14 protein-coding genes are annotated in these 13,605 nt (G+C 68.7%); 5 read left to right on the top strand and 9 right to left on the bottom strand.

Annotated elements, in window-relative coordinates; genetic code table 11:
* The first annotated feature begins 98 nt into the window (after positions 1 to 98).
* Together WDJ57_RS03275 and WDJ57_RS03280 are read left to right on the top strand one after the other, a co-directional pair.
* Positions 99 to 1,031, top strand: coding sequence for an NAD-dependent epimerase/dehydratase family protein (locus WDJ57_RS03275; RefSeq protein ID WP_338903884.1), 933 nt, complete (start codon positions 99 to 101; stop codon positions 1,029 to 1,031).
* Between the two features lie 272 nt (positions 1,032 to 1,303).
* The gene (locus WDJ57_RS03280; RefSeq protein WP_338903885.1) at positions 1,304 to 1,606 is read left to right on the top strand and encodes a hypothetical protein; all 303 of its coding nucleotides are present in this window, start codon (positions 1,304 to 1,306) and stop codon (positions 1,604 to 1,606) included.
* An 18-nt stretch (positions 1,607 to 1,624) separates the two neighbouring features.
* On the opposite strand, the gene glmS is transcribed toward WDJ57_RS03280, so the two are convergent.
* The 5 genes from glmS to folP all read right to left on the bottom strand — a co-directional run bounded on the left by glmS (position 1,625) and on the right by folP (position 7,121).
* Positions 1,625 to 3,403, bottom strand: coding sequence for a glutamine--fructose-6-phosphate transaminase (isomerizing) (gene glmS, locus WDJ57_RS03285; RefSeq protein ID WP_338903886.1), 1,779 nt, complete (start codon positions 3,401 to 3,403; stop codon positions 1,625 to 1,627).
* A gap of 182 nt (positions 3,404 to 3,585) precedes the next feature.
* Positions 3,586 to 4,113, bottom strand: a complete 528-nt coding sequence (locus WDJ57_RS03290) for an HTH domain-containing protein (protein WP_338903887.1) — start codon at positions 4,111 to 4,113, stop codon at positions 3,586 to 3,588.
* A gap of 525 nt (positions 4,114 to 4,638) precedes the next feature.
* Complete coding sequence (locus tag WDJ57_RS03295; RefSeq protein WP_338903889.1) at positions 4,639 to 5,037, bottom strand: cupin domain-containing protein; 399 nt, start codon at positions 5,035 to 5,037, stop codon at positions 4,639 to 4,641.
* An 82-nt stretch (positions 5,038 to 5,119) separates the two neighbouring features.
* Positions 5,120 to 5,803 (bottom strand): 6-hydroxymethylpterin diphosphokinase MptE-like protein, encoded by a 684-nt coding sequence (locus WDJ57_RS03300; RefSeq protein WP_338903891.1) that lies wholly within the window; start codon positions 5,801 to 5,803, stop codon positions 5,120 to 5,122.
* 184 nt (positions 5,804 to 5,987) lie between these two features.
* Positions 5,988 to 7,121, bottom strand: a complete 1,134-nt coding sequence (folP, locus tag WDJ57_RS03305; protein WP_338903893.1) for a dihydropteroate synthase — start codon at positions 7,119 to 7,121, stop codon at positions 5,988 to 5,990.
* A gap of 99 nt (positions 7,122 to 7,220) precedes the next feature.
* Here folP and WDJ57_RS03310 point away from each other — a divergent pair, with 99 nt between their 5' ends.
* Together WDJ57_RS03310 and WDJ57_RS03315 are read left to right on the top strand one after the other, a co-directional pair.
* A complete protein-coding gene (locus tag WDJ57_RS03310; protein ID WP_338903896.1) occupies positions 7,221 to 7,757 on the top strand; it encodes a hypothetical protein in 537 nt (178 codons plus the stop codon).
* Positions 7,754 to 8,476: an RNA methyltransferase gene (locus WDJ57_RS03315; RefSeq protein ID WP_338903898.1), complete on the top strand. Its 723-nt coding sequence runs from the start codon at positions 7,754 to 7,756 to the stop codon at positions 8,474 to 8,476. Before WDJ57_RS03310 ends, WDJ57_RS03315 begins: the two co-directional genes overlap by 4 nt.
* A 247-nt stretch (positions 8,477 to 8,723) precedes the next feature.
* Here WDJ57_RS03315 and gatE read toward each other — a convergent pair whose 3' ends face one another.
* Complete coding sequence (gene gatE, locus WDJ57_RS03320) at positions 8,724 to 10,592, bottom strand: Glu-tRNA(Gln) amidotransferase subunit GatE (protein WP_338903900.1); 1,869 nt, start codon at positions 10,590 to 10,592, stop codon at positions 8,724 to 8,726.
* A gap of 164 nt (positions 10,593 to 10,756) precedes the next feature.
* On the opposite strand from gatE, the gene WDJ57_RS03325 reads away from it, so the two are divergent.
* Complete coding sequence (locus WDJ57_RS03325) at positions 10,757 to 11,239, top strand: hypothetical protein (RefSeq protein WP_338903902.1); 483 nt, start codon at positions 10,757 to 10,759, stop codon at positions 11,237 to 11,239.
* A 3-nt stretch (positions 11,240 to 11,242) separates the two neighbouring features.
* Here the strand turns inward: WDJ57_RS03325 and WDJ57_RS03330 are convergent, their stop codons facing one another.
* From WDJ57_RS03330 to WDJ57_RS03340, 3 genes are all read right to left on the bottom strand, one after another.
* A complete protein-coding gene (locus WDJ57_RS03330) occupies positions 11,243 to 12,301 on the bottom strand; it encodes an NAD(P)-dependent glycerol-1-phosphate dehydrogenase (protein WP_338903904.1) in 1,059 nt (352 codons plus the stop codon).
* 101 nt (positions 12,302 to 12,402) lie between these two features.
* Entirely contained in the window at positions 12,403 to 12,558 is a 156-nt protein-coding gene (locus WDJ57_RS03335) for a hypothetical protein (RefSeq protein ID WP_338903906.1), read from the bottom strand.
* Between the two features lie 66 nt (positions 12,559 to 12,624).
* Positions 12,625 to 13,605 carry an NAD-dependent epimerase/dehydratase family protein gene (locus WDJ57_RS03340; RefSeq protein ID WP_338903907.1) on the bottom strand — a complete coding sequence of 327 codons (981 nt, stop codon included), beginning with the start codon at positions 13,603 to 13,605 and terminating at the stop codon, positions 12,625 to 12,627.

Below are 13,605 nucleotides of genomic sequence, written 5' to 3' on the forward strand. Positions count from 1 at the left end.
GCCCACAGCGGCGTCATAACGCGAGCATAACAATACCGGAGGCTCCCGTCGCGGGCCTGTATGCGACACGTGGAGCCAGCGAGACGGGGGGGAGCCAGGTGACCGACAGCGACGGTCCGTGGCCGTCCGGGCAGCGGGTACTCGTGACCGGCGGCGGCGGGTTCGTCGGGGGCGCACTCGCCGACGCGCTCGTCGGCGACAACGAGGTCCGGGTGCTGGACGACTTCTCGACCGGCGAGCGCGAGCGTGTGCCGGAGGAGGCGACGGTCGTTGCCGGCGACGTCCGCGACGCCGGGACTGTCAGAGCGGCGATGGACGGCGTGGACGTGGTCTTCCACCAGGCGGGGCTCGTGAGCGTCGACGACTCCACCGAGCGCCCGGCCGAGAGCGAGTCACGGAACGTCGCGGGGACGGTGCGGGTGCTCGACGCCGCTCGGCGGGCGGACGCACGCGCCGTCGTCGCCTCCTCGGCAGCGGTCTACGGCCACCCCGAGACCGTTCCAGTCCCCGAGGACGCAGCGCTGTCCCCGACGTCGCCGTACGGCGTCGACAAGGTCGCCGTCGACCACTACACGCGGCTGTTCGCCGACCTCTACGACCTGCCGACGGTCGCCCTGCGGTACTTCAACGTCTACGGCCCGGGGCAGCCCGACAGCGGCTACAGCGGCGTCGTCAGTACCTTCCTCGACCGGGCCAGGGCGGACGAGCCGCTGCCAATCCACGGTGACGGCACGCAGACGCGAGATTTCGTCCACGTCGACGACGTGGTCCGCGCGAACCTCCGGGCGGCGGAGACGTCCCACGTCGGCCGGGCGTTCAACGTGGGCACGGGCGAGGAGACCACTGTCGAGGGCCTGGCCCGGACCGTCGTGGACGTCGTCGGTGCTGACTCCGAACTCGTCCACGCCGACGGGCGACCGGGTGACATCGACCGGAGTGTGGCCGACCTGACGGCGGCCACCCGCGACCTCGACTTCCGGCCGCGGACGACGCTGGCCGACGGACTGGCGACGCTCGTGGACGGTAAGTAACCCGTTCCTAGACACGTCGTAGCATACCAGCCAACGGCGGCGACGAGCGTAAGCACGGATGAACGCGGGCGCAGCGGCCGACCGCGAGACACATGCATTACACTTCTGGCTGGTCCGTGAACCGCCCGACATCGGGGCGTATCTGATACGTATCCGGCACGTATTCTGCACGTACTCACGACAAGCTGGACAGATGTATTATACGGGTAGGTTGTAACTACCCCGAACTGGAGGCGCTGTACGGCTCGCCGCCACTAACGAGGAAATCAGGAATGTCAGAGGACAGTAATCCGGACCGAGGGAAGAATAGGGCGAGGACTGACGAGAGCGCAGTCGGACGGACGACCAGTCCGGACCGGACCGTAGCGTACTCCCGCGAGGAGTGGGAGGAACTGGCGTCGGACCCGGACCTCCGGCACGACCTCGGCTACGACCTGGCCGCGTGGGAACAGTTCCGAACGCTGGACGGCTCCGAACAGTTGATGTTCCTCCCGGAGGACGAGGAGTTGATCCACGACGACGCCTTCGTGGTCGCCGACGAGGACGCCATCGTCGACCTCGGTGGCCGGTGCTGACGGACGTGTCCGGAACGCTCACTCGACGGTAACGCTCTTGGCGAGGTTCCGCGGCTTGTCGACCGGCCTGTCGAGCAATCTAGCTGTGTGATAGGAGAGCAACTGTAGCTGCGCGTTCGCGAGCAACCCGGCGAGTTCCGGGTGGGTCTCGGGAATCGGGAGGACCGTCTCGGCAGCAGCGGCGACGGCGCTCTCCGGGTGCGTGACGGCGACGACCGGGGCACCCCGGGCCTGGACTTCCTCGACAGTGCCACGCATCCGGTCGCTGTGGTCGCCCGTCTCGATGGCGAAGACCGGCGTCTCGGGTGTCACGAGCGCCAGCGGTCCGTGTTTCAGTTCGCCCGCCGGGAACCCCTCGGCGTGTTCGTAGGAGATTTCCTTGAGCTTCAGCGCGCCTTCGAGGGAGACCGAATGGGCGACGCCACGGCCGACGAAGAAGTAGGCGCTGGCGTCCGCGTACGTCCGGGCTACCTGCGGGGCCGTCGTGTGGTCGAGGACGTACTGGAGCGCGTCGGGCACCGTCGACAGCGCCTGGAGGATACCGGTGTCGGCGTCGGCGAGTCGTTCGGCCAGCAGCGCGAGCGTCACGACCTGCGAGGAGAACGTCTTGGTCGCGGCGACGCCGATTTCGGGACCCGCTCTGATGAAGATGGCGTCGTCGCACTCACGGGCCGCGGTCGAGCCGACCACGTTCGTGACCGCGAGCGTGCGCGCGCCGGCCTCGCTGGCCCGCCGGAGCGCACCGAGAGTGTCCGCTGTCTCGCCGCTCTGGGTGACGCCGACGACCACAGAACCGTCCACGAGCGGTGGCGGACTGGTCGCGAACTCGCTGGCGAGCGAGGCCTGGGCCGAGATTCCCCGCTTCTGGAGCAGTTCCACGGCGTACAGCGCCGCGTGATAGGACGTCCCGCAGGCGACGAACCGTACGGGGACGCCGTCCGGGTGGTCGAGCAGCCACGCCGGGACCTCGATCCCCGCGTCGATGCGCCCGCGGAGCGCGCGCCGAAGCGCCATCGGCTGCTCGTGTATCTCCTTGAGCATGTAGTGGTCGTACCCCTCCTTCTGTGCGTCCTCGGGAGTCCAGTCGACCGTCCTGACGGGGCGGTCGACGTGGTACCCGTCGCCGTCGGTGATGGTGTACTCGCCTGCCTCCACGGAGAGCACGTCGCCGTCTTCGAGGTAGACCACGCGGTCCGTGTGTTCGAGGAAGGCCGGCACGTCACTGGCGAGGTAGCAGGCGTCGTCGTCGACGCCGAGCACGAGGGGCGAGCCAGAGCGGGTGGCGAACAGCCGCTCGACGCCATCGACGACCATCACGATTGCGTAGCTCCCGCTGAGTTCGTCGACGGCACGCCGGAAGGCAGTCCCCGCGTCGGCACCCCCGGCGAGGAACTCCTCGACGAGGTGGGGAACGACCTCTGTGTCGGTGTCGCTCCGGAACTCGTGGCCGCGGCGCTGCAGGCGCTCGCGGAGGCGCTCGTGGTTGTCGATGATGCCGTTGTGGACGACGGCGACCCGCCCGTCACAGCCGGTGTGCGGGTGGGCGTTGGCGTCCGTCGGCGGGCCGTGGGTACTCCAGCGGGTGTGTCCGACGCCCAGACTGCCGCCGGCGAACTCGCCGTCGACGGCGGCCTCCAGTTCGGACACTTCGCCCTCGCGCTTGCAGACGGAGAGCCCGTCGCCGTCGAGGACGGCGAGCCCTGCGGAGTCGTAGCCGCGGTACTCCAGGTTCGAGAGGCCATCGAGGAGACAGCTGACGGCCTCGCCGGTGCCGACACATCCCGTGATGCCACACATCAGTATCCCTCCGGAGCGGGGGAACTGGACGGGGACTCGTGAGGGTGCTGGTCAGCCGACGGCGGGGAACCAGACGTTGGCATACCGCCCGATAAGTCACGAGTCGTCCTTTGTTATAGAGAGGTTGCCCGGACGGGCGGGGAGGGCGGCGGAAGTAAGGGCGGTTTTCGGATAGGGCCGGATTACGCCTCGGCCTGAACGGTCGCGGGTGCGTTCTCCAGGGTCGTGAACGCGTCCAGGAAGTCGGTGACGCTCACGGTGACTTCCTCGACGGCCGCGGGGAAGACGCCACGGAGCGAACTGTCGACGTAGACGGCGAGGCTCACCTCCGGGGGCACGAGGAGGGTGTAGTGCTCACCGGTCATCTGTGAGTCGACGGTCCGCGTCGAGAACGCCAGCGGTTCGATCTCGTCGCTACCGCCCTCTCGCAGCGTCGCCAGCGTGTCGTGCATGTGCCGTGCGAGACGGGTCTCAGCGCAGTCCTCGCAGAGACACATCCCGTCGCCGACGACGTGGAGGTCGTAGCTGTCGAGCGAGGACGTGCTGCTGGCCTCGTCGAGTTGGCTGACGATGCGACGACGCTTGTCGTGTGCCCCCTGACTCGGTGCCAGGGAGCGAAAGAAGACCTCGATGCGGTGTGGCTGTCCCGCGGCTACGTCTGTTCGATAGCTCTCCCACCACGACGTCGTTGCGATTGTCTCGTCGGACATGTATTGGACGAACGTATTGTACGAATGTACAGCGTCGTTCGGGTGAATCCATATCGCGTGTCCGCATAAGGGGCGAGAATCGTTCACCCCCCGAAGCAACCCCATACCCGCGAGTATAGGTAGATTATAAAATAGACTGCGAGCTGATACGTTGGGCAATCTGAACTCCCGTGACCGTCTGTTCTCCCGGACACATGGACCGCGATACCTGGACGCCACTAGTCCGAAAGTACCCGAAAACAGGGGTTGCGTTGGCCGTCTGGCGCGGGTTCCCGACGTCTCTGTTGGTGGATGTTACCACCTGTCACGAAATGAAGAGATACGTCGGGGTCGGTGTCTGCCAAACCGTCGACTATGCAGCGTGTACGGCGAAATAGGTCCCGTCTGACGACACGTCTGTCCTGGTACACACCGGCGAGAAAGTGACTGTCAGAACCACAGTTAGCCGGAGAACTGGTCGTTTGGGCAGTTTCCGGCAGCCAACCCCAGGTGAGAACACCACCGTGGACTGTCCCGACCCGTGAGCTACGAGTCCGAATCCGGCACCGCGCCAGAGTCGGGGTCGTAGGGGCGGCCGATGTCGTACCGCGGCGCGCCGATACCCAGGACGCGGACGTCGGCGTCCGCGGACGCCGGATTGTACGGCCGGTGTGGACTGTCGGGTTCGGCGACGAACACGGAGCCGGTAGGAACGGCATACTCGCCGTCCGGCGTCTCGACCGAGAGTGTGCCGTCGACGACGTAGAACAGTTCCTCGCGTTGCTCGTGGTAGTGGTACGTCCGCGGGAGCTGTTCGCCGGGGGCGATGGTGTAGACGGCGCTGGCCAGGTTCGCGAGGTCCGCGGCCTCCGTAATCGACCGTCGGTCGCAGGGGTAGTCCTCGGTCGGTGCAAGCGCCGCCGGGTCGACGACGTGATAGCCCATACCCGACCTGCGAGGCGCGAAAGGTAAGACCTGACGCCCGGCGACGAGTGCGCGGTCGACGGCCCGGTCGCCACCCGGCCGGTCAGACCGGGTCGACGTCCGACCTCCGGCCGTCCAGGACCGGGAAGTGCTCCCCGCGCCGTCGTTCCAGCCACGCCAGGAGGCGCTCGGCCCACCGGAGCTTCCGGCCTTTCGACGCGTCGACCGACGGGTCGTCGAAGTCCCAGCCGGGGAAGACGAGCCGCTCAGCCCCCAGGTGGTCCGCGAGGAAGGCCGCGCGGTCCCCGTCGGTGAACCCGCCCGGGTTGACGACCGGCCCGACCGGTGCCGCCTGCGTCGTCGGCAACACCCAGTCAGCGTCGAAGGTCGGCACGTGCTCGCGGACGGCGGGGACGTTGTCGCCGTGTGCGTGGACTGCGACCGGGACGCCACGTTCCGTGAGAGACCGGACAGTCCCGGGATTCTTGTCCAGGTCGGTCACCATGCAGTCGACCGTGACCCCGGCGGAGAGCAGTCGGTCCGCCGCGGTCGACGCCGCGAACACGGCGTCCGCCTCGGCCGCCATAGCGGTCTCGGCCTCCAGGTTCGGCCCCGCCCCGGCGACGGCGACGGTCTCACCGTCGGCATCCAGCCCGTCGAGGGCCAGCGTGCGCTCGTCGGCGAGCAGTTCGGCCAGCAGGTCGCGTGCTCGCTCGTCGGCGGCCCGCTCGAACCCGAAGTCGGCCAGAATGTCCTCGTAGACCGGCTCCCACTCGGCAAAGTTCATCGACGGCCACCCGTCTCGGCAGGTGCTAGGTCGTGCTTACCTCCAATCGGGACCGCCAGCAGTGGCTCGGGGGCTCGGTCACCAGATAAACCGGGTTGAGCCGAAATGGCACACTGAACTACCCCTGCCCAGGTGCCCTTTCGGCCTTCACCCGGCGATTCATCCGCATCCGGCATAAGTTTTCTTACCTGCACCCCTCTCGTACCCGGGCGAGCGCGTCGACGAGTTCGGGCGGACCGGTCACCCTCTCGGCCACCGCGCGCAGGTCCGCGACCGACCCGCCGAGGACCATCCGCGTCCCGGCCGCAGCGACGACGGCCCCCGTCTCGGCGACGGCACCGCGCAGCGACTTCCGGGCCTCGGGCGAGAGGTCCAGCGCGAACAGCCGCGCTACGCCCGCTTCGGGGTCGACCGCTACCTCGGCGTCGGAGGGGCCGCCGGCGAAGTGCCGCTGGGCCTCTACGACGGTCGTCACGTCGAGTTCTTCCACGCCGTCGTCTCTGACGCGCGGCCGTGCGAACTCCTTGCCCACGAGGGCAGCGTCGCGGGTCTCCCGCACGTCGTGGGTGCGGACGACGTGTGCGCCCCGCTCGACCGCCATCGACGTGGCCGCCAGCGAGACCGGTAGCGCCCCCTCCGTCTCGCGGCCGGCGATGTCGCGGAGGAAGTTCTTGCGGTTTATCGAGACGAGGATGGGCTGGCCGATGGCCCGGAACTCCCGGAGACGGTTGAACGTCTCCCGGTCGTCTTCGAGCGTCTTGTCTTCGCTCCACCCGCCGAACGCGGGGTCGACGAGCGTCTTCTCGGTCAGCCCGTTCTGGAACAGCGCGTCGTAGATGTCGTCTACCGTCTCGACCGCGCCGGGACGTTCGAGGTCCGGCGGACTCGCCATCTTGCCGACGGCGACGTCGTACTCGGCGCAGACGGCGGGCATCTGCGGGTCGGCGAAGCCGCAGATGTCGTTGACCATGTCGAACCCGCGGTCGAGGGCCGCCTCTGCGACCTCGTGATAGCGGGTCTCGATGGAGAAGACCGCGTCCCCGGAGACGGATTCGATGGCGTCGACGGCGGTGTCCAGCCGGTCGAGTTCCTGCTGGGCGGAGAGCACCTCGAACTTCTTGTTGGCCGATTCCAGGCCGACGTCGACGATGTCGGCCCCCTCGTCGATGAGGTCCTCGTCGACGTAGCGGGCGGCCGCGGCGGCGTCGTCGAACACGGAGGGTTTGTAGGGGGACTCGCTGCTGACGTTGAGGACGCCCATGATTCGGGGCGGGTGGTCGTCACCGATGGACAGGCCGGCGGCGTCGACTGTTCGCATACCCCTGTGTTGGGCGCAGTGACAAAAAGCGCGGCGTTCGCGGCGGTCCGGGAACCCGCGTTCAGGTGGTTTTTATCCGGTTGTCTCCTACCGGCGGCCATGGGGAAAATCTCTATCGGCATCCGCGGCTGGCGCTTCGACGAGGACGAGGTGTTCGACGATGCGGGCAACATCCGACCGCTGAACGAGATGGACGAGGACACGCGCAACCGCCTCGTCCGGCTGTCGGCCGTCCTGGGCGAGCCCTGCAGCGCCTGCTGGCTCATCCACGGCGAGGACAACCTGGAGAAGACGAACGCCGCGGAAATCGTCTACGGGGAACCGCTGGCGGAGGTCATCCTCTGTTCGGAGCACGAGCCCGACTTCCTCTACTGGTTCCGCGAGGCGGGCGGCGAGGAGTACGCCGGCACTGGCCAGCTACAGGAGGAGTTCCACGAGTGGTTCGCCGACGGCGGCCGCGCCCCCGAGGGCTACGCCGGCCTGGAGTACGTCGACGAGGCACCCGACGAACTGCCCGAGGTGCCCGCCGACCCGGCCGACCGCGACGGCATCCCGGAGGTCGAGGAGCAGGTCGCGGCGATGGAGAAGGCCGAACGGGACGCGCTGGACCTCGACCTGGACGACCTCGACGTATGAGCGTCGCGGTCGCCGTCGTCGACGCGGAGACGCCGGGCAACGTCGGCACCATCGCCCGCGCGATGAAGAACTTCGGGCTCTCTGACCTCCTGCTCGTCGACCCGCCGGAACTGGACCCCGACGGCGAGGCCTACGGCTTCGCCGGCCAGGCCCGCGAGGACGTCCTGCCGGACGCCCGCGAGGTCACCCTCGACCACGTCGTCGAGAACTACCACACCGTCGGCTGCACCGCGACGACCAACGAGGACGCGACGAAACACGTCCGCTACCCCTTCGAGACGCCAGCGGACCTGGCCGACAGTCTCCAGGGCGTCGACGCGGACGTCTGCCTCGTCTTCGGCCGGGAGTCGTCGGGGCTGACCAACGACGAACTCGCCAGGCTCGACCGCATCTGCGCGATTCCCGCGAGCGCGGACTACCCGGTGCTGAACCTCGGCCAGGCGGCCACCGTCGTGCTGTACGAATGCCGGGACCTGACCGTGTCGGAGACGCAACTGCCGGGCGAGGACCACAGCGCCGACCCCGCCGCAGTCGAGGGGTTGCACGACCAGTTCGCGGACTTCCTCGTGGCGCTCGGCCATCCCGGGGAGAAGCGCGCCAAGACCGGGCGGATGTGGCGACGGCTGCTCGGACGCGCCGACCCGACCGGCCGGGAGGTCCGCACGATGCGAGGTCTGTTCCGGCGAGCGGCCGACCGGATGCGCGACGACGACCAGTGAACGCGACCGGCAGTGAACTCGCACGGTACGAGATGCTTACCCCGGCCAATCGGCGTTTTAATCGGTCAATAACCATGGTAGGTGGTACGGAAGTGGAAGTATGCAACAGCGTGCCAAGCTACGGTGTGACGAGTGCGGGGACTGGGTCCCGGTAGAGCAAACGGACGGGCGGGTGACCTGCGACTGCGGCCGCGGGTTCCTCATCACGATAACCCCAATGCCCTCGAATCCGATCTGAGCGGGGCCGTCAAGCTCGCTTCTGTATCTCCTCGCGGAGGACGTCGCTGACCACGTCGCCGTCGGCCTTCCCGCGGAGCGCGCCCATGCACTCGCCCATGAGCGCGGAGAAGGCTCCCATCCCCTCCTGTTCGACCTGGTCGGCGTTGCGCTCGACGACTTCGGAGACGGCCTCGCGGACCGCGTCCTCGCCGGCGCTGCCGAGGTCCTCCTGCTCCGCGGCTTCGTCGGCGGAGAGGCCAGGATTCTCCGCGAGCGCCGTCAGCAGGTCCGGGACGCCCTCCTTGGCGAGGTCACCGTCGGCAAGCAGCGCGAACAGTCCCACGAAGTGGTCGTCGGTCAGGTTCTCGACGGGCACGTCGTCACGGCGGAGTTCCGTGACCGTCGACTCGACGGTCCCGGCGGCCAGCGTGGGGTCGACACCCATCTCGACGGCGCGCTCGAACAGCGGCATCCGGCGGCCGTAGGCGACCTGGTCGGCGAGACCTGCGTCGAGGCCGAACTCGGACTGGTAGCGCTCGACCTTCTCTGTCAGCAGTTCCGGCGTCTCCACCTCCGACGGGTCGGGGTCGACCGGCGGCACGTCCGTCTCGGGGTACATCCGGGCTGCGCCGGGTAGCGGGCGCAGGTAGCGCGTCGTGCCGTCCTCGTTGGCGTCGCGGGTCTCCTCCGGCACACCTGCCAGTGCGTCCTCGGCGCGCTCGACGACCGCCTCGATGGCGAGGTCGGCCGTCTCCGGGTCGTCCGCGACCAGCGCGACGGCGTCCTGGGGCTCCGCGCCGACTGCCGCCCGCAGGTCCTCGACCTCCGCTTCGGTCACGCCGTAGGCCGGCAGTTCGTCGGTGTGGAAGATGCCGCCCGCGCCGTGGCGCTTGGCGTGGTCGGCCAGTTCCGTCCCGAGTCGGCGGTCGGGCTGAATCTCCCGCCCGACGAGGCCGTCGAAGCCCGCGAGGCGGACAGCCATCGCCGTCCCGCCGGCGGAGAGCGCGCCGCCGATGACGCCGCTGTCCGTGTCCGCGAACACGTCGCTGACGTCGACGGGGTCGCCGACCGCGCCCCCGCGTTCGGCGAGTTCCTCGGCGATGGCCAGCAGTTCGACCTGGCGGCCGACCTCGTTGCGGACGATGTCGTCGATGTCGTCGAGGCTCTGGACGCCCTTGATCTCGACGCGGGCACCATCGGCGATAGAGACGTTGACGTCCTGGCGGATGGTCCCCAGTCCGCGTTTGACCTGCCCGGTCGAGCGCAGCAACATCCCGATGCGCTCGGCGGCCTCGCGGGCCTGCTCGGGCGAGCGGATGTCGGGCTTGGTGCCGATTTCCACCAGCGGGATGCCCAGGCGGTCGAGGCTGAAGCGGACGCCGGCGTCGGTCTCCTCGACGCGCTGGGCGCTCTCCTCCTCGAGCATCATGTCCTCGATGCCGACTGCGCCCTCGCTGGTGTCGATTTCGCCGTCGTTGGCGACCAGCATCGTCCGCTGGAAGCCCGACGTGTTCGACCCGTCGACGACGATTTTCCGCATGACGTGAGTCTGGTCGACGACAGTCATGTCCATCAGCTGGGCTATCTCCAGCGCCACTTCCATCGCCTCGCGGTCGACGCGGTGGGGGGGTTCGTCGTCCTCCTCGACGAGGCAGGTCGTGTCGTAGGCGAGGTACTCGAACTCGCGGTCGACCATGCTCTCCTCGAGGGCGGCGGCGTCTATCTCCCCCAGTTCGCTCTTGGTCGGGTGCAGATAGCGGGTGAACGACCGGTCGCTCGCCGCCGGCTCGCGAATCGTCGTCGGGCACTGGCAGAACAGCTTCGTCTCCGTGTCGAGTTGCTGGTGTATCTCCAGCCCGGCGACGAGCCCCAGGTCCTCGTAGTCGTAGTCGGTCATTGGAAGTCAGTGGTCGGCGGAGGGGCAAAAAACGCACTATCGACACAACACTGACTGCTCGCCGTGCCGTCGGCCGAGTACGGTGTGCTTGACCCGCTCGCGATAGCTTCCAGCTGGCGACAACTTTCTCGGGGCTTTATGACCAGGTGGTCCCTGGTTCGCGTATGGGACGGGTGGCAGGAACCAGAGACGTGGTCGAGGACCACCTCTCCGGGCTCGAACAGCTCTACGGTGCCTTTCCGGTGAATCAGACGACCGTCACGCTGCCCCACGAGCAATTCGAGCGGGTCGGCGAGGACCGCGATTCCCAACTCGTCGACGCCTACGTCGAGGTCCACGACGAGGACGAGCGCGTCCTCCACGTCGAGACGTCGGGGACGATGGAACTCCCCGGACGAACGGTCGACCTCGACCGCTCCATCGAACAGCAACTCCGCGAGGCGGTCCGGGAGGACACCGGCGTCGAGTTCACCGTCGAGGGCATCGAGAGCGCGACCATCGCCGGCGTGCGCGACGAGGACGACCCCGACGCGGAGACGCTCTATCACCTCGTCGTCGTGTTCGAAGGACAGTACGAATCGGGCGAGGTCGACGGCGGCGCCCACTGGGAGCGCGAGCGCAACGAGATAGCGGCGCTGCTGGCCTAGCGGTCAGATGACGCCGGTGACGCTCGCGGCCTCGCGTGCCGCCTCCTCGCTCATGCCGTCGCCGAGAATCGTGTAGCGGTCGCGTATCTCGTGGGCCGTCGTCAGCGCCTCGATGACCGTCTCCTCGTCGATGCCGAGTTCCGCCGCCGTCGTCGGCGCGCCGATGGTCGCCAGCGCGTCGCGGACGTCGACCCACTCGCCGTGCTCGCCGCTGTGGAGGTACTCGACCATGATGGAGCCGACGCCGACCTGGTGGCCGTGCAAGGCCGCGTCGGGGACGAGCTGGTCGAGCTTGTGCGAGAAGAGGTGTTCCGCGCCGCTTGCGGGCCGGGAGGTGCCGGCGATGGACATCGCGACGCCGGAGGAGACCAGCGCCTTCACGACCACCCACGCCGACTCCTCCAGCCCCCGTTTGATGGAGCCGGCGTTCTGGACGAGCATCTCGGCGGTCATCCGCGAGAGCGCGCCGCCGTACTCGGAGTACTCGACGTTCTTCAGCCGCTTCGCCAGTTCCCAGTCGCGGACGGCCGTGTAGTTCGAGATGATGTCGGCACAGCCCGCCGTTGTCAGCCGCCAGGGGGCCTCCGCGAGAATCTCGGTGTCGGCGACGACGGCCAGCGGCGGCTCCGCGGCCACGCTGTGACGGGTGTCGCCCTCGGCGATGGAGCCCCGGCCGGAGACGATGCCGTCGTGACTCGCCGCCGTGGGCACCGAGACGAAGCCGACGCCGCGGTCCTCCGAGGCCATCTTCGCGATGTCGATGGCCTTCCCGCCGCCGACGCCGACGAGGTAGCCCGCGTCGACCTCCCGTGCCGCGTCGATGACCTGCTGGACGGACTCGAAACTGGCCTCCTCGATGGTGACCGTGGCCGGGTCGTCGCCGCGCTCCTCGAACTGCGCGGCGAGACGGTCGCCCGCAATCTGTCGCGGGGTCGGGCTGGTCACGAGCAGCGGCCGTCCCCGGAGGTGGAGGTCGTCGACGGCCGCGGCCGTCTGCTCGATGACCCCGTGGCCCACCAGCACGTTCCGCGGCAGGCGAATCCACGTCGACTTGTCGAACATACCGCCCCCTATTCCGCCGACGCATTTAGTAGCTGAGGGTCCCCGGCCGCTGGAACCTGCAGACGCTCGGGAGCGGTGTCCGGAGACACAATATGTTCGACTTACCCGAACCGCCGGTACAGTGCGTACAGCACGACGGCGACGACAGCGACCCAGAATAGCGAGGTGCCAAGTTCCAACTGGCTCGCGACCCCGGGAGACTGCTCGGGAGTAGCCGTCATCGCGAGCGCCGTCGTCGCCAGGGTCACTCTCTGCACGGCGTGCGGGTTCGTTGGGTGGACGAATCAAACCTCCGGGCGTGTGCGCGGGGTGTGCAGGACTGGCTACTCGCCGAGGCGGTCCATGACGTCTTGCTCGGCCGCCGGGTCAGGCGTCCCGTCGGCGGGACTCGGCCCCGCCGCGAGCGCAGCGTCGACCGTCCGCTCAATGGCGGTCTCCGGGGCGACCGGGTCCCAGCCCAGCGCGGCCAGGCGCTCGGTGTCGAGGACGTGTGGATACCGGCGGTAGAAGGGGACGGCGTCGGGGTCGACGTCGCCGGCCAGTTCCCGCGGCCCCGCGGTGACGAGTTCGACGTCGGCCCCCGCGGCGTCGGCGACCAGTTCGACGAACTCCGAAAGCGTGAGCAGTCGCCGGTCGCCGACGTTGTAGGCCCGGCCGGGGGTCCCCGCCTCGGCGACGGTCCGCAGCGCCCGCGCGACGTTCTCGACGGAGGCGAGGTGCCACAGCGCGTCGCCGTCGCCCGGCACCAGCACGCGGTCGTGCTCGACCACGCGGTCGACCCAGTAGTCGAACCGGCCGGTGTAGTCGTGGGGGCCGTACACGATTGTCGGCCGGACGCTCATCGCATTGACCCCGCGGTCGGCCGCCGCGAAGACGGCACGGTCGCCCTCCGCCTTCCGTGCGCCGTAGGTCTCGTGGCTGTCGTCGGTCGCCTGCTCGTCCGTGCAGGGTTCCAGCGCCGTCTCGCCCTCCCGCTTTGGAATCTCCTCGGCACCGTAGGCCGCGCCGGAGGAGACGTAGACGTAGGCGTCGACGTCCGCGAACACCTCCGTCGCTGCGCGGACCTCCCGCGGTTCGTAGGCCACGCAGTCGATGACGACGTCGGGGTCGACGAGTTCCCGGGCGGCTTCGAGGTCGGAGGTGACCGTCCGGTCGCCGGTGACCTGCTCGACGGCCGACTCGTCCGCGAAGGGGTTGTCGTGGCTCCCGCGGTTGAAAATCGCCACCTCGTAGCCGTGGTCCAGCAGTTCCTCGACCGTGAAGCGGCCGATGAATCGCGTGCCGCCGATGACGAGTGCGTCCAT

It is taken from the genome of Salinibaculum sp. SYNS191, assembly GCF_037338445.1.
GTDB lineage: Archaea > Halobacteriota > Halobacteria > Halobacteriales > Haloarculaceae > Salinibaculum > Salinibaculum marinum.